We start from the raw sequence: 17,342 nt of genomic DNA, 5'->3' as shown, positions 1-17,342 counted from the left end.
TTATTATCATTACTATAACACATCAATACAAGAGCTGATTGGTTATGAACCCTGAGGTTGACTGGTTTTTTGAAAAAGACACTCAATGGAAACAAGAGTATGAACGACTCAGAATGCTTATCCTGGAATGTGGACTCACTGAGGAATTGAAATGGGGTTGTCCGTGCTACACGGTAAATAAAAATAATGTAGTACTCATCCATGGGTTTAAAGATTACTGTGCTCTTCTGTTTCACAAGGGGGTGTTGCTCAAAGACACTGAGGACATTCTGGTCCGGCAAACTAAAAATGTTCAGTCAGCACGGCAGCTTCGGTTTGGCAATCTTGAAGAAATTATAAATCAGGAACACTTCATTCAGGCATATGTCAATGAAGCAGTTGAGGTGGAGAAATCCGGGAAGGAAGTAAAAATGAAGAAGACTTCGGAGTTTGATGTCCCGGAAGAATTTCAATCTAAACTCGATGAAGACCCCGCTCTAAAAAAGGCTTTTGAATTGTTAACACCGGGACGGCAACGGGGATATTTACTTCATTTTTCCGGAGCTAAACAATCCAAAACACGTACCCGAAGAGTAGAGAAAGCTATTCCGGATATTCTTCAAGGAAAAGGATTACAAGATTAAAGAAAAATGAACCCTGAAGTTGATCAATATCTCGATATAGGTTGCGGGAGATGCCCACTGGGGGGTACTCCGGACTGTAAGGTAAATGACTGGCAGGAGGAACTGAAACAACTCAGGCTCATTATTCTTGAGTCGGGACTGACAGAAGAAGTGAAATGGAGTGTTCCCTGTTATACCTACAAGGATAGCAATGTGCTTATCCTGAGTGCCTTCAAAAGCTATTGTTCTGTCAGCTTCTTCAAAGGTTCGCTCCTGAAAGACCCTCATGATATCATGGTAAAGCCCGGGAAAAACTCGCAAGCGGCAAGGCTCTTCAAATATACCAGCGTAGATCAAGTCACGGATACCGAACATATTTTGAAAGAGTATATCAAAGAAGCCATCGAGATTGAAAAAGCAGGAAAGAAAGTACCGTTCAAAAAGAACCCGGAACCAATCCCGGACGAACTACAAGCAAAGTTCGATGAAGACCCGGTTCTTCAGGAAGCCTTTGAAGCACTAACACCCGGCAGGCAACGTGGCTACATTATCCATTTCTCGGGTGCTAAACAGTCTTCCACCCGTAAGCGTAGAATTGAGAAGTGCATCCCCAAAATAATGGGTGGAAAAGGGTTTCATGATTACTGATCATTCACCGTCAGCCTTTCTAACATCCGGCTCATCTCCAAATTTAGATCCTACCGGCGGTCGATAAGACTGGAAGGGTATCTTTAACAAGTTACCCAGATTATCATTTTCAGCCGGATCCATATGCGTATCGATCCCATATTTTAACTCGGTTGTCTCATCTACCTGAGCGAAGGTGCCGAACATCCGATCCCATATAGCGAATATATTCCCATAGTTGGTATCGGTTAGAGGCTGCGTGTAATGATGGTGAACTTTATGCATCAGCGGGGTTATAAAAACCCACGACAGTGCGCGGTCAATCTTTCTTGGCATATTGATATTAGCATGCGTCAGGTGAGCAAATAACGCCGAAATACTTTGGTAAAGAAATACGATCCATATCGGAGCCCCTACAACAATCACCCCTATGATGGTAAAAACCATTCTGAAAACAGCTTCTCCAGGATGGTGACGAAGTCCGGTGGTAACATCCACGGTAGTGTCGCTGTGATGAACAAGGTGAAACTTCCACATAAAAACGACTTTATGCTCAATCCAATGGATCAGGTAAGCTCCGAAGAAGTCGAGCAGCATCACTCCAACTACTGCCTGAGCCCATAACGGCATCTCAATCCACTGAAGTACGCCGAATCCGTTTGTGGTTACATAATTCGACGACCATACCAACAGCCCGGCAAAACCCAGGCCTATCACTACAAAAAAGCCATTCAGTACCAGGTTGATCGCCGCATGACGTACTTTTTTATACCCAAACTCAAAAAGCGGAAAAACACCTTCAACAATCCAGAATAGAAATATTCCGCCTACCAACATCCCCGCTCTGAAAACGGTGGGTACATCTTCAAAAAATTCAATTAATGATTCCATAGAAACAGACTGTTAATTAACTACCAGCCAAAGATGCTAAAACAGTGATTGATCTTCAAAATCTAAACATAAAAAAAGCCTTCACTCAAAATTTTGAGTGAAGGCTTAAAAAGATACTTAGTTAGCTCAGAAATTAATCGTCACCATCTAAAATATCTTCAACTCTCATTTGCGCATCTTCAAGGTGCACACGGGTTGATCGGTCAAATCCGCCACTTCTGAGTGCACGACCGATGTCGCGGTTCAGAATTGTAAGCTGATTTCGAACGATGGGTCGGATATCAGACTGACTTACATCAACCTGGGTCCAGCCAAGAAATTGTCTCCATTGAGCCGGAATATTTGGAAGCTCATTGGTCATCAACGATTCCATCTGCTCGATGTATGCACGCTGGAGGTTTCTGCGATGTACGTCAATATTCTCGTTTGCTCGTACTTCAGTGAAGATACCGTTTCGCAGGTCATCCATCATTTCAAAAGCGGTATAAACATCCCCTGATGAACGTCGTTCAAACTCAATCAGGCGAGCAATACGTTGAGCATCTGCTACACTACCCAGAACATTTTCCTGGTAGTTTCTGAAGTTATCAATTGCAGATGACTGGTTCACGCGGCTCAGGATTTCATCACTGAATGCCCAGGTTGGTGAACTGAATGCATGCTGCTGAAGAAATTCCATGGCATCACGTTGTGTGGCTTCCGGTACCGGTTCGTAAACCGCACCATCTTGCTCGTAAGTTTTATGGTTCTCATACACACCGCCAATATTACTTAGTGCGTGGCCCATGTAACGGTACCACTGGCTAAGTACATTGCCGTACAATTCATCCAGCTCTTCAAAATTTGCTCCTTCTCGCTCTGTCCAGTCAATCAGGTTCTCAGTAATTACCTGAAGGTTAGCCAGACCAAGCTCACCGGCTTCCATAGCGTTATTGGTGAGGTCTTCATTTTGAGAACGCGGATCAATTTTACTTCCGGTCTGCCGGCCATAGAAATAAGCGGGATCGTCTGCTCTTTCGATCGTCCACTCGTTGAGAGTAGCTTCGATTTCTTCGTCACTCATGTCATCCGGGAACCAGGTATAACCCCATTTCGTCACCCATTTGTCATATTCTCCAACAGCAGGATAGAAGTTGGTAACTCCGTCACCGGGCTGAGCCACATAGTTGAAACGAGCATAATCCATAATGGACGGTGCCGTTCCGTGAGTTGATGTAAACTCGGGATCGCGTAGCTGATCTACAGTGTAGGCAAAACTTGAACCCCAGTTGTGTGGGAAGCCAAGGGTGTGACCTACTTCGTGAGCAGATACAAATCGGATCAGTTCACCCATTATTTCATCATCAAATTCCACGCCGCGGGCGTCCGGGTTGGCAGCTGCCGTTTGAATGAAGAACCAGTTGCGAAGCAGGTTCATCACGTTGTGGTACCAGCCAATATCACTTTCCAGAATCTGTCCGCTTCTTGGATCATGAACATGAGGACCGTAGGCATTTTGTACCGGAGATGCGAAGTACCTGATCACCGAATAGCGTACATCTTCAGGGCTGAACTCAGGGTCTTCTTCTTTGCTTGGAGGGAGTTTACCCATAATAGCGTTTTTGAAACCGGCAGCTTCAAATGCAACCTGCCAGTCGTCTACACCCTGCAGTAAATATTTTCTCCATTTTTCGGGAGTAGCAGGATCAACGTAATATATAATTGGATTTTCAGGCTCCACCAGCTCATCACTTTCACCGTTTAACCAAGCGATGTAAGCTTCTTTATCTTTGGGAACCAGCTTCCATCGGGTAATATCTCGAATCTGTTTCGCTTTTTGAGCATTATCCGTGTACTTGGTTTTCTGAACACTAAAAAATCCAACGCGCTGATCATACGAACGAGATCTCATCTCCTCTTCTGGTAGTACAATCATACTGTGATTTAATTCCAGAGAAATGGTTCCGGTCGATGAATTTGACGGAGGGTTACTCGCGTCGTATGTAATCAGGTTGCGTGCTTCAATATTCTTAGGGTAGCTGTTGATGTGCTCGATAAAAGTTCGGCTGCCATCAACCCGGCGAACTTGGTATTGCCGGCGATCACCGCTATCCAATCCTAAAGAAGGAATATCATCGGTAAACAAACTGGTAATTTCAACTACAGAGCCTGTTGAATCTTCATTCAGGGCGGCTATATCAAACGTTGCGATAATGGGCTCAAAATTTGAATTTCTTACCGCTTCATAAATCGGCATCGTATCCGAGGCAACGTTTTCATATGAAACATGGCGAAGCAAAATCTTGTCTTGTTTCTTTTCCCACCGAACGATTTGTGTATTCAGTTTTTCGCCACCATATCCGAGATTATCCGCTGTTTTAGCAATACGACTTACTAACAGCATCTCGCGTTCTAAAAGGGCGTCAGGTATTTCATAATAATATTTGTCATCCACTTTATGCACGTCAAACAGACCTTCATCTGTTTCGGCATCTTTAGTGATGACATCACTGTATTTCTTCATTCCGTTGTCACCACCGGAGCCGCCACCACGCATACTGCGAGAAGGTGTTTCTGAAGAACTTGCTGCTTTTTCTGCTGTTTTACACCCTGCTAATACAAAGGTAAAACTCAGAAGCATTACGGCAAGTTTGGTAAAAGTATTTTTTCCGTAGTTCATGATTCCTCGTTAGTTCTTTATTGGTAAATAATCAGATGAGTTAAAGTGAGGCTACTTTGCCTGCTAATCAAGTAGTATCAGGCAATTGTTGTGTAAAAATATTAAAAGAAGCCTCTCAGCGCAGATGTTCTACGAACCAGCCTTCCGTCCATTCCAGTACTTCCGCAAAAGGTTTGGGGAAATCCTGGTCTTCAAAAGGATGCGCGGCCCCATACGTATGCGTTCCGTTGGCAACCAACCGAAGCTCTTTATCCCGGGCTTCGCATGCAATATGAAGCTTTTCTGAGTTTGTATAAGCAACAGACTCATCATCTCTTCCATGAATAAACAATGTCGGGATTCTTAAATCCTTCACCCGCTCCATCGCTATAACGCGTTCAGCATTGTCCACCGAGTCCTTATAAACCACTTTCCCAACCTTCATCTTCTGTCCGGTTCGGCTGTTTTCAATTTCAGTGTAGCCCTGCTCTTCCCAATCTTTTTTCATTTCTTTGGTCCAGCGTTCCCGGTAATCGGCTACGGCAGACCATGTTACCAAACACTGCACCGGAGCATATTCCACAGCAGCTGCAATGGCTGTTTGCCCGCCACGGGAATGCCCCAACAAACCAATTACATCTGTGTTCAAATTGGAATGGCTATCCGTAATCTCTCCTTTTTGCAGAGCATCAATTACCGTACCCACATCATCAAGGTCTTGCGTAAATGTTTCTCTCTCGAAAAGCTCCATCTCGGTGAATTCTGTCTTGTTTTCACCGATTCCATTGAGTGAAAAGTTCATAGCTACAACCCCGTAGCCTGCGCGCGCCAGTTCTTCGCAAACATCCGGAAAAGGCCCCCAATCTTTGAAACCCTTAAATCCGTGCAGGAAAATTATGACCGGAAAGCTGAGACCGTTTCTTGAAATAGGTGAATACAAATCATAACGGATCGGCAATCCTTCATTAGATTCTACCTGTCCGGATGAAATCGAAATACTGCTAATCTCCATGTAATATGTGTTTATTTACCTTTATTAAAGTCTAATGTCTCAAGCTTAACCAATTTTCGCAGGTTATTAATTTCATTTTGGCGAAGATATCTCCATCTCCCCATCGGAACATCTTTTAGCGTGAGTCCTGCATATTCTATTCGCTTCAGCTTAGTCACTTCTGTTCCGTGAAATTCTACCATACGGCGAATCAGTCGGTTCCGGCCTTCAAATACCGACATTTCGAAGGTGTATGGGTCATCTACAAATTGTGTGATGTTATATCCTTTAGCGACCCCATCTTCCAGTTCAACCCCTTCCAGGTACTGCTCGAGCTGCCCTTCCGAAAGAGGATTCTCTGTGGAAACCTGATAAGTTTTTCGAACTTCATAACTGGGGTGCATCAAACGGTGCGCCAGGTCACCGTCGTTTGTCAACACAAGTAACCCGGTGGTGTTTCTGTCCAGCCGACCTACGGGATATACCCGATAACCGGTGGCGTCCTCAATTTGGTCCATCACCGTAGTTCGGTCGCGGTCATCATCGGTGGTGGTAATTACATCTTTGGATTTGTGCAGCAACAGATATACAAACGGTTCCAAACTCAGGTTTTGACCATCAACCACCACAGAGTCTTTCCGTCGAACTTTTGTTCCTAATTCTGTAGTAACCTGCCCATTAACCTGAACCTTACCGGCAGAAATATACTCGTCCGCATCACGGCGGGAGCAAAACCCGGCATGGGCAATAAATTTATTTAAGCGGATTTCTTCGTCTTTGGAATAATTCTGATCTGCGGTAGCTGCTTTTTTAGAATCCGCCTTATTTTTGGGCCTTCTCTTTCTTGATTTATTTCCATCTTTATGGTTACTCATTCTTCCTCGTTGGTTTCACTTTCTTCATTTTCATTTTCGGGCTGCGTCTGTTCTTCGCCAGCCTCTTCAATTTCTTCAGATTCTCTGGCTGCCTTCTTTTCCTGGTATTCAGTTAGTAACTCTTCCGCAACATCTTCTTTAGTTACTTCTTCATCGTCATCGTTCATTTCCTCCATCATAAGCTGGCGCTCCATCAATAACTGACGATGCTCAGCCATGTCATCATCCTTCAGAATTTCATCGATCTCGCGTGGTTTCGGCAATTCATCCACCGAGTTAATTCCAAAATGACGCAGGAAGTGTTTTGTAGTTCGGTATAAGAGTGGCTTTCCGGGACTATCCGCCCGTCCCGAAACTTCAATCAACGCTTTCTCCATTAGCTGGCGCAAAATATACCCGGAGTCTACACCACGAATTTGATCTACCTCAGGCTTGGTAATAGGCTGGCGATAAGCCACAATGGCAAGTGACTCAATAGCCGATTGCGACAGCTTCCGGTAAGCATTTTCATGCTGAAAGATGCTCAGCCAGTAATGATATTTTTTCTCCGTCACGAACGTATAACCCCCGCCCAACGCCTGAATGCGAAAGCTCAGTCCATTTTCATCATAGCGTTCGTTCAGCTTGTCTACAAAATCAGAGACCGTCACTTCGGTAATTTCAATCTGCTCTTCATTCTCGACAATAATCTCCCGGATTTTTGAACCGGGAATAGGCTCCTCGCTGGCAAAAATCAGTGCTTCAATCACCGATGAAAGCCGGGTGCCATCAATAAATTCATAATCGTTTCTCATCAAAAATGGTCATAAAATTCAATATTACCGGCTTTTCGTACTACCGGCTGACAAAGATTTAAATATACAGCCAAATGAACAGCTAACAAAAACTGTCCCGGGAATGATTACACCCGTTTGTAGCAAATAAGCTTATTCTCATCCTTTCTGATAACTCTGTACCCCAGTAGGTGAAAAACTTCCTTAACAAAGAAACGGGCAATTGTGAGATTCACGGTGTATGTACCGGGCTCTAATTCTTCAACTCCGGGCAGGTAGTGCAGATAGTTGTTTATAAAGCTATCTCTGAAAATAGATGACATTTCAAGCCAAAAAGGAGACCGGCCTTTGAGTATAAAAAACCCATCATTCCCTTTCTTCTGGTACAAGGGCATAAAAATAAATCCGGAAACAGGGGCTTCTATTCTTTGATTCTTGTCATAAGCTAAAAAACCCCCCTTTCTGACACTGTCAAAGTTTACATACCCTTTCTTCATTCTGAATAACTCAGGATCTTCGACAAGGTAATGGTGGTTTATCTCATAATATTTAATGGGGATCTTTGCTTCGGGCCTAAGTTTCTCTTCTAGTTGCCGGAGTTTCTTAATCTCAAGGTTAACGATACTTACGAAATCAAGATATATCCATAAAAAAGCCTCTGTACGTTCTACAGACAGAGGGTCAGTATGGCTGCCCGCTTCAAAACCAATCGCCGGATATCCCAAGTCGTTGATATAACTGAGCAATGTGCCATGTATGGATTCTTCAATACCAAGAATCTGTGGAACCGGAAACCGCAAAGCTATTCTTCGATTCTCAAGTGTATCATTGAACGGTATAAAAGCACAACTTTTGGCAGACGTGGTGTGCAAGTCAATAAAGTAAATCTCCTTCATATCATCACTATATCTGCCGATGATATGGTTTATCAATTCCTTTAGCTCATGTGCCTCTTCCCACTCAGCCGATTCACTGAGTTCATTCGCGCCGGAATCAAGGTTATTCCAGATCCTATTCAAATCAAAATCTATGTACCTAACTTCTTCCTGAATGGCTTTTTTATTGCCTCTTATCATATATACGGAACCCTGTATCTCATCTTTTCGGGCTTCCAGAGCAGCAGCGATATGCTCACAAGCTTCTAATCCGGCCGTCTCATTACCATGCACACCGGCAAAAATCACAAATATTGGCCCTACCTCCGATTTATGACTCCATATTATCCTCTCAATATCATTTTTTGGTTTTTGTTCTGTTTCCTGTTCAGTGTGCATTAAGTTTACGGTCAATACTTCGTAGCTGATAATTATTTTTTATTCTCAAGTGTTTTCAGAAGGCGAATCGTAATTTTCATGAAGTTTCCTTCTGATATGATTCCAATCAGGCGACTGTTTTTGACAACCGGAAGGCAGCCTATCTTTTGTTCTCTGAGTATCCTCATAGCTTCCATAATAGATGCTTCCGGATGAATGGTAATAGGATTCTGAAGCATAATGTCGCTCACGGTTTTTGTCCCTGTATCTTCTCCTTCTCCCTCGGCTTTGGAGTATTCCCGCAATAACTGCCTCATGGTGATTAAGCCTATTAAATGCTTTTGATCATCCTCGACCGGCAAGTACCTGATTTTACGCCAGTCTAACAGGTTCGCAACAAATTCGAGAATATCATCTTTGTGAACAGTAAACAGGTCGGTAGTCATAAACTCCTCTACCATCAGCGAAGAAGGCTTCCAGTTTTCCAGATCCTCCAACTTTGCCAAGCCCCATTTATGAACAGGTTCTCCTTTATTCTGATTTTTCATCATTGCTGAAGTGATCGCTGTAAGCGCCTGATCTCTGTTACTTTCCTTAACTAAATTTCCATAGGATTTTACAACCCAATAAGACCCGGTTTGGGCCGAATTCACTCTCTCCTCAATCACACCAAGATACGTATCGATATCAGAAGAATTAATATCAGCTTTCTTTAACCCGTTTCGGGCAATCGGCAGCAGTTCCTCCTTAATCAACTCAACCGCAGGTACTTTTCGGTCTCCCGTCCACATAAACTTAGTATCGAGCCCCATCTTGGATGCAGCGAAAAAATTCATCCGGGCATTGTCAAAATCCAGCTCCTGAGTAATGTCATTGTACTCGTCTTCAAACCCATTCAGCAAACCAAGCCAAAATGCCGCATTCGACACCTCATCCACCACCGTTGGCCCGGAAGGAAAAATCCTGTTCTCGATCCGAAGATGAGGCTTTCCATTACCTACTCCATAACACGGCCTGTTCCATCTGTACACAGAGGAATTGTGAACCCTCAATGCCATGAGGTCCGGAGCTATGCCTTCTTCCATTAATTTCTCTACTTCCTCCTCAACTTCAGCGCTTAGCATAACCCGATACCTGGAAATATCCTCTTTATAGATATCAAGGATGCTATCCTGTAGCCACTCGTTACCAAACGTTACCCTTGGGCTAGAATCGCGCAGATGTTCTCCCACTTGTCGGGTATCTATGGACTGATGGAACAGAGCCACCCGTGTTTCAGCCCAAAGGCGCTTACCAAATAACACCGGTGAATTAACCGCACAAGCTAAAACTGGAGCCGTAACCGCCTGGGCTATGTTATATCGGTTAACAAATTCATCGGGCTTAACCTGTAAATGCACCTGAAAACCGGTGTTGCAAGCTTCCAGCAGGGGGGAATCAAATTTCATCAACAATTCATCCATCCCCTGAATTCGAAGCTCAAATTCTTTACCCCTTAGTCTATTAATCGCTTCACAAAGGGCCTCGTACCGTTGGAGCGGGGTCAAATTTTTGATATCAACATCCATCTTTCGGATGGTTGGCAAAATACCCGTAAGCAAAATATCGCCCCCCATCTCTCGAACTACACCACGAACACGCTCCACATCTTTATGAAGGTCATGCTCCATCTGGGAGAGGCTATTGCCGGTGAATTCCAGCGGATCCATGTTTATTTCGAGATTGAACCGTGCAAATTCAGTGGTATAGTTTCCTTCGCCCAGTGCATCCAAAACCTCCATCGACTTTGAAAACACTTTACCGTGAGAGTCAACCATGCACAATTCCTGTTCGGCTCCGATTCTGATGGTATCGGTTTCAAACCAGTCGTTTTCAAGCATGGTTTTTAATGCCCGCATATCGCGGAACACATGCTTCATGAACTTTTGCACCTGTTCGTTGTCATCTGCAAGCTTTACGCGCTCTTCTCCCATAGTCAGTTCTGTTAGATGGGTTGAATTTGATTCACCCCTAAATACCGACTTTGCGTACCCTTTTGCAAGTTTTTTGGGGCAGCTTTTTTACTGAATAGCATCCACATTCACATTAACCCTCACCGACGAAAACCGGCCTCTGGTTTCAGCCTCATACACACCCATAATTTTATCTGCTACTGCCTCGATAAATCCCGCGCCTTTTTCCGGGTCTATTTTAAGCGTTACTTCCCAAATGTACTTCTTATTCATCCAGGGAATAGCTCCGGGCGATGGACCTAAAACCGCTAATTCAGGGACAACACGACCTATGGATGAAGTAAGCTGATGTGCTGCCTGGCTAACCTCTTGCTCTTTGGCTGATTTCAGCTCAAAGCGTATAAGTCGGGAATATGGAGGATAGTTAAGAGGTTTTCTGAATTCCATTTCCTGCCGGGCGAACCCGCGGTGATCATGCTTTTTGGCAAACTGAATAGCCGGATTTTCAGGCTGCCGGCTTTGCAGAAATACGGTTCCGGCTTTTTCTCCTCGCCCCGACCTACCCGAAACCTGGCTCAAAAGCTGGTACATTCTTTCCGTTGCCTGAAATGAGGGAAAGGCCAATTCGGTATCCGTATCAATCACACCTACTACCGTTACATTTGGAAAATCCAGCCCCTTTGCTACCAATTGAGTGCCAATTAGAATATCTGCTTTACCTTCCCCGAATGTATTCAGAATTTTTTCATGAGCGCCTTTTCGGGAAGTGGAGTCCCTATCAAACCGGATCACCTTTGCATCAGGGAACAAATCCCCCAATTGTTCTTCGATATTCTGCGTTCCGGAACCTTGAACTTTAAGGCCCGCAGATCCACAGTGCTCACAATGGGTGTCAGCTCGTCGAGAATAGCCGGAATAATGGCACATCAACAGGTTCTTACGCTTGTGATATGTCAGGCTTACCGAACATTCGGGACTTTGGGGAATATGTCCGCAATCCTCGCACTGCAAGTAACTGGCATAGCCGCGCCGGTTATACAGCAAGATGATTTGTTCCCCCTTTTTCAGGGCTTCTTCCATGGCCATAAAAAGTGGAACCGCAAGCTCGCCCCGCATCGCTCCTCTGTACTGTTTTAGATCCAGCACGTCTACTTCCGGCAGCTTAGCTTCAGCATGGCGTTTTGTTAGCTCCAGCATTTCGCACTTTCTTTTGGCGGCCATATTCAACGCCTGCATACTCGGTGTAGCCGATCCCATTATGACCACAGCGTCATTTTCCCGGGCTCTCACAATAGCCGTTTCCCGTGCATGATATCTTGGTGCCGGATCCATTTGCTTGTACGAGCTATCGTGCTCTTCATCCAGAATGATAAGCCCCAGGTTTTGTACCGGAGCAAATACCGCTGATCGTGGCCCGATGGCAATACTTTTTTTTCCGGAATTCAGATCTTTCCACGCATGTAGCCGTTCCCGGTTTGTCATTCGGCTGTGTAAAACAGCAATCTGGTCACCAAAAATGCGATAAAACCGGGACACTGTTTGTGGAGTGAGTGCGATCTCAGGAACCAGAACAATGCCTCCCTTTCCATTTTCTACCACCTGTTTCAGAGCGTGGATATATACTTCGGTCTTTCCACTGCCGGTAATTCCAAAGAGTAAATAACTGGCAAATTGTTCTTTTGTCAGAGATTCACCAATTTTTTTGAAAGCCTTTTCCTGGTCCTCATTTAGTGTTTTTATGGATTCAGGTTCATGAGAAAGATGATCGATTTCAGTGTTTTTCTCTACATCCCGATAGGTGATCCAGTCTTCATCGCGCAGCTTTTTAAGGGTGTATGCAGTCAGAACTGAGTCGTCTGAAATCTCAGATTGTCGTAAGGGAATTCTTTCAGCGATATGAGCAAGTGCTTCTACCCATTTCAAATCATTATTAGCATCCTCGCTTTCTAAAAATTTCTGTACTGCTTCTTTGCTTCTCTCTTCAGCCCATATCCATTCTCGTTCAGTAGCCACTGTCACCTTCAGGTCCGGCTCTTCCCAAATCTCGATTACCTTCTTTTTTAGCAGTTTCGAAAACACCTTATTTAACCCAGTCCCCTTATATCGTTTTTTGGCCTCATTTAGCGTTGTATCTGATTGCCGGAGGTCTTCAACGATTTCCTTTTGGTCTTCACTCAATCCTGTATCATCAACCGATTCGGATACTTTCAGATATTTGCGGGAAACGAAGTTTAAACCTGCCGGCAGAGCAGCCTGAATGGTTTCTCCCCAGCTGCTATAATAAAACCGGGAAATCCAATGGGTGAGCTTCAGAAGTTCGGCCGACAGAATCGGTTCTTCGTCCAGTATTTTTCGAATAGGTTTTGTCTTGAAAGAAGGGGTTTTGTTGTGTACACCGATAATCACGCCAATTGCATAATAATTTCTGAATGGAATCCACACACGCTGTCCCGGCTGAACGGAAGCCATAAGTTCTTTTGGCACATGGTAAGTGAACTGCTTTCTGACAGCTGCCGGTAAAGCTACATCAACAAAAGTGGACAAAATATCGGTGTGATCTTGGTTTCAGAAATAAAGGAAGGAAAGCTTATCCAATTTCAGGGCCTGAATCAACCAATTTATAGAACCACCAGTAAATAAATCAGAATAATAAGTACCGGTAAGCTAAATACCAGTCCGCCTCTCCAATATGCCGTTCTGTTTCTCATAACCGTCTCCTGTCTAAATATTTACCGCTGATGACGGATTTAGTTTCATCAACTCCAATTTTAATTAAATCATTCTCCCCAAACACCGCATAATCATGTGAACATCGAACAAGGAACACCACCCCTAAATAACTATTGCAGGCCTGAAGGCCTTTGCTTGTGTATGTTCTTTGTAAACTCAACTACCTCTTCTTTAAGTGTTTTATTCATGTGATGTAATTCTTGACCATAGATATAACTCCTAATTCTATCTATTTCATGGGGTGAAACTGAAATAACACCATATCCGGCTTGCCATTCAAAACGTTCATCCAAAATCACATTTTTATTTACCCAGAATGAAGACTCTCCTTTTAAAGCTCCAACTATGTCAGCAACTGATTGTGTTGTTTTAAGCCGAATAAGAGCATGAACGTGATCCAAAACTCCATTAATAACATCTAGTGTAATATCATGTCTATCTGCATACCCCTTGATATGAATAAAGAGCTCATACCTAAATGATTTCAATAGAATTTTACGACTATTCTTTGTCCTCCACACACAATGAATCCAATTATTCGAATAAGATTGTGGCATTATTTTCTCTCTGCTTTCCAGCCATTAAAACTTTGTTTATTCATATACATCGTAAGCATTTCAAATATTTACCTACATTTTTAAACCATCTCAGTAATTCACAAGCAAAAGGCCTTCAGGCCTGCAAGACTATCAATTGAATTAATGTTAAATCTTTAACATCCGATATTTTTACCCAAGCCACCCTTCCCGGTCCAGGCTTCGATATTGGATGGCTTCAGCCACGTGGTTTGATTTGATTGCTTCGGAATGATCGAGGTCAGCGACCGTTCTCGACACCTTTAGGATTCGGTCATAGGCCCGGGCAGAAAGCCCCAGAGAAGTAATCGCTTTTTTGAGGATGGAAGAGCCGGCATCATCCAGTTTGCAGACTTTGCGAACGGTGCGCGTACTCATTTGGGCATTACAATACACCCCTTTCATCCCCATAAAACGATTGGATTGAACCTTACGTGCTTCAACAACCCGCTCCCGAATATCTTTTGAGGACTCCCCCTTCGCCTTCCCTGAAAGCTCTTCATAACTCACTTTGTGTACTTCAATGTGCAGATCAATCCTATCTAACAAAGGACCGCTGATTTTGCTGAGGTACCTTTGCATTTGCATTGAGCTGGTTCCGTTCATTTCCTGGGGATCGTACCAGTCACCGGATGGAGAAGGATTCATCGATGCCACTAGCATCACCCGGCTTGGGTAGGTAACGCTCATCCGTGCACGGGAAATTGATACGCTGCCATCTTCCAGCGGTTGCCTCATAACTTCCAGTGCACTTCTTTTAAACTCAGGCAGTTCATCTAAAAAAAGCACCCCGTTATGCGCCATCGATATTTCGCCGGGCATAGGGATGCTGCCTCCACCCACCAAAGCCACATCCGATACCGTGTGATGGGGAGAACGAAACTGACGTTTGGTAATCAGCGCCTTGCCTGACTCTAAAATCCCAGAAACCGAATGAATTTTTGTTGTTTCGAGCGCTTCCTCTAAAGTGAGCGGTGGCAGAATAGTAGGTATTCGGCGGGCCATCATCGTTTTCCCTGACCCCGGTGGACCCACCATAATTACATTATGCCCGCCGGCAGCGGCAATTTCCAGAGCTCGTTTTACATTTTCCTGCCCCCGAACATCACTGAAGTCCAGCGGGTTATGTTTTCCATTCTGGTGAAAATACTCTTGCACATTGCTTTTCAGCGGATCAATGTTCCCACGGTTTTCAAGCCAATCCTTCACTTGGTTTAAGTGCTCGAACGGGAAAACTCCAATGCCTTCAACCACCGCTGCCTCGCCGCCGTTTTCTTTGGGTACCACCAAGTATTTAAATCCTTTTTTTGCTGCTTCTACAGCAACAGGAAGCACTCCTTTTACCGGGCGGATTTTACCATCCAGAGCCAGCTCTCCAAGCATTACCGTATCGTCCAGTTTATCGGTATGGATTTGCCCTGACATGTTCAAAATCCCTATGGCCAGGGGCAGGTCAAACCCATTCCCTTCTTTGGGTAAATCGGCCGGAGCCAGGTTGGCGGTAATTCTACCCAGCGGATAATAAGAACCGGTGTTTCTGATGGCAGCCTCAACCCTGTCGCGCGATTCTTTGACGGCTCGGTCGGGTAAGCCGACCAAAAAGAACTTGACCATTCCGTTGGTATGATGGGTTTCAACATCTATGATTTTTGCATCCACCCCGACTGTGGATGCACAGTAAACTCTTGAAAGCATGTTTTGTACCTGAATCTTTTTTATTGTCTTTACGTAGTTAGAGCGGTGAGAATCCAATTCCTTACAAAAAAATTTCATAAATCATACATATCATGAAAAAAGAAGAAGCTAAAGAGAAGGCAAAAACCATTTATCAGGAAATACAGGGCGGCGTAAATGAGGTGATCAAGCAGATCCGAAGTTTGATTAAGGAAGGAAGTGCACGAAAGCTGATTATTAAAGACAAAGAAGGCGAAATAAAATTTCAGACCCAGCTGGCTTTCGGAGTAAGTGGCGCCGCACTGATTGGAGCAATGGCCCCCGTCATTTCAGCTATTGGGATGTTTGCCATGTTCATCAACGACTACCAGATTATTGTAGAACGGGAAGTTACCGATGATGACGAGTATTCAGTGGATGCTGAGTTCATTGACATCAAAGATGAAGACGAACAGGAAGAAGAAGAGCCGAAAGGAAAGTCGAAGTCTAAGAAGAAAGAGTCGGATTCAGAAGAAGAGGAGAAAGAAGAAAAAACGGTAGGGAAGAAAAAGAAGTGATGATGTGGTGACACGGTGATAAAGTGATTAGGTGATGTTCATGAACTCCTCATCAAATCACTTCATCACCAAATCACTTACTTCCAATGAGATTCGGCGATGGCTTCTTCGCTTTCAAGCTCACCCAAATAACGCTCAGCATCTAATGCAGCCTTACAGCCGGTACCTGCTGCCGTTACAGCCTGTCGGTACACAGCATCCATAGCATCACCACATGCAAATAAGCCGGGCAGGTCGGTTTCAGTTGACTGACCTTTTGTTTTGATATAGCCCACATCATCCATTTCAACTACGCCCTTGAACAAGTCAGTATTAGGCTTGTGGCCAATCGCTACAAAAACCCCGGTTACATCATCCAATTCTGTTACTTCTCCGGTGTTACTGTTTTTGGTTTTCACACCATCTACAACTTTTTCGCCAAGTACTTCTATCAGTTCGCTGTCCCACATAAACTCAATCTTATCGTTGTTGAATGCGCGGGTCTGCATGGCTTTGGAAGCACGTAATTCATCCCGGCGGTGGACAACCGTAACTTTGCTGGCGAATTTAGTTAGGAATGTGGCTTCCTCCATGGCCGTGTCTCCTCCACCAACAACCACTACGTGCTGATCCCGAAAGAAAGCTCCGTCGCAGGTAGCACAAGCAGAAACCCCTTTTCCTCTCAGCTTCTGCTCACTTTCAAGGTGCAGCCACTTAGCTGAAGCACCGGTTGAAGCAATGATTGCGTTGGCATAAAGCTCCGTTTTTTCATCAACGGTAATTTTATAAGGACGCTTGCTGAAATCGATATCTGATACAAAACCGTAGCGGCAATCAGCACCAAAGCGGGTTGCCTGCTCGCGGAAGTCCTGCATCATTTTTGGCCCCATTACCCCTTCCGGGTATCCGGGGAAATTTTCTACATCAGTGGTCGTCATAAGTTGGCCTCCGGGCTCTGGTCCTTCAAAAACCAAAGGATTTAAATCAGCTCGCGCTGCATACAACGCAGCAGTTAAACCTGCAGGTCCGCTCCCTACAATTACTACATCAAATGTTTTTCCGGCAATATCTTCCATATCAGAACTCTTTGTTTAATTCGATTCCAATTATAAGGTTTTGAGAACAAAATAATCTGTCTAATTCTCTATCAAATTCATAGATCAAGCTTATCCTTAAAAGATAAATTGACTCATTTACGAATCGGTAACACTGATGCGTTTCCCGG

At 44.2% G+C, this 17,342-nt stretch carries 14 protein-coding genes; 3 read left to right on the top strand and 11 right to left on the bottom strand.

Translation table 11 applies throughout. The features are described 5' to 3' along the window. Nucleotides 1–44 precede the first annotated feature (44 nt). Both ABFW99_RS03625 and ABFW99_RS03620 read left to right on the top strand, forming a co-directional pair. A complete protein-coding gene (locus ABFW99_RS03625) occupies nucleotides 45–623 on the top strand; it encodes a YdeI/OmpD-associated family protein (protein WP_349354578.1) in 579 nt (192 codons plus the stop codon). 6 nt (nucleotides 624–629) lie between these two features. Next, nucleotides 630–1,250, top strand: a complete 621-nt coding sequence (locus ABFW99_RS03620; RefSeq protein WP_349354577.1) for a YdeI/OmpD-associated family protein — start codon at nucleotides 630–632, stop codon at nucleotides 1,248–1,250. On the opposite strand, the gene ABFW99_RS03615 is transcribed toward ABFW99_RS03620, so the two are convergent. The 10 genes from ABFW99_RS03615 to ABFW99_RS03570 all read right to left on the bottom strand — a co-directional run bounded on the left by ABFW99_RS03615 (nucleotide 1,251) and on the right by ABFW99_RS03570 (nucleotide 15,602). Further along, nucleotides 1,251–2,120, bottom strand: coding sequence for a sterol desaturase family protein (locus ABFW99_RS03615; protein WP_349354576.1), 870 nt, complete (start codon nucleotides 2,118–2,120; stop codon nucleotides 1,251–1,253). Between the two features lie 133 nt (nucleotides 2,121–2,253). Continuing rightward, entirely contained in the window at nucleotides 2,254–4,779 is a 2,526-nt protein-coding gene (locus tag ABFW99_RS03610) for a zinc-dependent metalloprotease (RefSeq protein WP_349354575.1), read from the bottom strand. A 115-nt stretch (nucleotides 4,780–4,894) separates the two neighbouring features. Then, entirely contained in the window at nucleotides 4,895–5,770 is an 876-nt protein-coding gene (locus ABFW99_RS03605) for an alpha/beta hydrolase family protein (protein ID WP_349354574.1), read from the bottom strand. Nucleotides 5,771–5,781: 11 nt separating this feature from the next. Further along, nucleotides 5,782–6,624, bottom strand: a complete 843-nt coding sequence (locus ABFW99_RS03600) for a pseudouridine synthase (protein ID WP_349354573.1) — start codon at nucleotides 6,622–6,624, stop codon at nucleotides 5,782–5,784. Beyond that, on the bottom strand, nucleotides 6,621–7,418 hold the full coding sequence (scpB, locus tag ABFW99_RS03595) for an SMC-Scp complex subunit ScpB (RefSeq protein WP_349354572.1): 798 nt from the start codon (nucleotides 7,416–7,418) through the stop codon (nucleotides 6,621–6,623). The genes ABFW99_RS03600 and scpB overlap by 4 nt, the downstream gene beginning before the upstream one ends. Before the next feature lie 107 nt (nucleotides 7,419–7,525). After that, nucleotides 7,526–8,686 (bottom strand): succinylglutamate desuccinylase/aspartoacylase family protein, encoded by a 1,161-nt coding sequence (locus ABFW99_RS03590; RefSeq protein WP_349354571.1) that lies wholly within the window; start codon nucleotides 8,684–8,686, stop codon nucleotides 7,526–7,528. 17 nt (nucleotides 8,687–8,703) lie between these two features. Next, nucleotides 8,704–10,623 (bottom strand): CBS domain-containing protein, encoded by a 1,920-nt coding sequence (locus tag ABFW99_RS03585; RefSeq protein ID WP_349354570.1) that lies wholly within the window; start codon nucleotides 10,621–10,623, stop codon nucleotides 8,704–8,706. A gap of 87 nt (nucleotides 10,624–10,710) precedes the next feature. After that, nucleotides 10,711–13,146 (bottom strand): replication restart helicase PriA, encoded by a 2,436-nt coding sequence (gene priA / locus ABFW99_RS03580; protein ID WP_349354569.1) that lies wholly within the window; start codon nucleotides 13,144–13,146, stop codon nucleotides 10,711–10,713. A gap of 296 nt (nucleotides 13,147–13,442) precedes the next feature. Then, nucleotides 13,443–13,889: an IS200/IS605 family transposase gene (tnpA, locus tag ABFW99_RS03575; protein ID WP_349354568.1), complete on the bottom strand. Its 447-nt coding sequence runs from the start codon at nucleotides 13,887–13,889 to the stop codon at nucleotides 13,443–13,445. A gap of 171 nt (nucleotides 13,890–14,060) precedes the next feature. After that, nucleotides 14,061–15,602, bottom strand: a complete 1,542-nt coding sequence (locus ABFW99_RS03570; protein ID WP_349354567.1) for a YifB family Mg chelatase-like AAA ATPase — start codon at nucleotides 15,600–15,602, stop codon at nucleotides 14,061–14,063. A 92-nt stretch (nucleotides 15,603–15,694) separates the two neighbouring features. Between ABFW99_RS03570 and ABFW99_RS03565 the strand changes: the two genes are divergently transcribed. Further along, complete coding sequence (locus ABFW99_RS03565) at nucleotides 15,695–16,138, top strand: DUF4342 domain-containing protein (RefSeq protein ID WP_349354566.1); 444 nt, start codon at nucleotides 15,695–15,697, stop codon at nucleotides 16,136–16,138. A gap of 77 nt (nucleotides 16,139–16,215) precedes the next feature. Here ABFW99_RS03565 and trxB read toward each other — a convergent pair whose 3' ends face one another. After that, nucleotides 16,216–17,193 carry a thioredoxin-disulfide reductase gene (trxB, locus tag ABFW99_RS03560; protein WP_349354565.1) on the bottom strand — a complete coding sequence of 326 codons (978 nt, stop codon included), beginning with the start codon at nucleotides 17,191–17,193 and terminating at the stop codon, nucleotides 16,216–16,218. Nucleotides 17,194–17,342 lie beyond the last annotated feature (149 nt).

It is taken from the genome of Gracilimonas sp. BCB1 (assembly GCF_040117685.2).
Classification (GTDB): domain Bacteria; phylum Bacteroidota; class Rhodothermia; order Balneolales; family Balneolaceae; genus Gracilimonas.
Note: the sequence above shows the minus strand (reverse complement) of the source record. Positions and strands in the feature narration are given on the sequence as shown.

What these genes read in the sequence shown, in the direction of transcription:
- ABFW99_RS03625 (WP_349354578.1), top strand. Translation starts at nt 45, where the DNA reads ATGAACCCTGAGGTTGACTGGTTTTTTGAAAAAGACACTCAATGGAAA.
- ABFW99_RS03620 (WP_349354577.1), top strand. Translation starts at nt 630, where the DNA reads ATGAACCCTGAAGTTGATCAATATCTCGATATAGGTTGCGGGAGATGC.
- ABFW99_RS03615 (WP_349354576.1), bottom strand. Translation starts at nt 2,120, where the DNA reads ATGGAATCATTAATTGAATTTTTTGAAGATGTACCCACCGTTTTCAGA.
- ABFW99_RS03610 (WP_349354575.1), bottom strand. Translation starts at nt 4,779, where the DNA reads ATGAACTACGGAAAAAATACTTTTACCAAACTTGCCGTAATGCTTCTG.
- ABFW99_RS03605 (WP_349354574.1), bottom strand. Translation starts at nt 5,770, where the DNA reads ATGGAGATTAGCAGTATTTCGATTTCATCCGGACAGGTAGAATCTAAT.
- ABFW99_RS03600 (WP_349354573.1), bottom strand. Translation starts at nt 6,624, where the DNA reads ATGAGTAACCATAAAGATGGAAATAAATCAAGAAAGAGAAGGCCCAAA.
- scpB (WP_349354572.1), bottom strand. Translation starts at nt 7,418, where the DNA reads ATGAGAAACGATTATGAATTTATTGATGGCACCCGGCTTTCATCGGTG.
- ABFW99_RS03585 (WP_349354570.1), bottom strand. Translation starts at nt 10,623, where the DNA reads ATGGGAGAAGAGCGCGTAAAGCTTGCAGATGACAACGAACAGGTGCAA.
- tnpA (WP_349354568.1), bottom strand. Translation starts at nt 13,889, where the DNA reads ATGCCACAATCTTATTCGAATAATTGGATTCATTGTGTGTGGAGGACA.
- ABFW99_RS03570 (WP_349354567.1), bottom strand. Translation starts at nt 15,602, where the DNA reads ATGCTTTCAAGAGTTTACTGTGCATCCACAGTCGGGGTGGATGCAAAA.
- ABFW99_RS03565 (WP_349354566.1), top strand. Translation starts at nt 15,695, where the DNA reads ATGAAAAAAGAAGAAGCTAAAGAGAAGGCAAAAACCATTTATCAGGAA.
- trxB (WP_349354565.1), bottom strand. Translation starts at nt 17,193, where the DNA reads ATGGAAGATATTGCCGGAAAAACATTTGATGTAGTAATTGTAGGGAGC.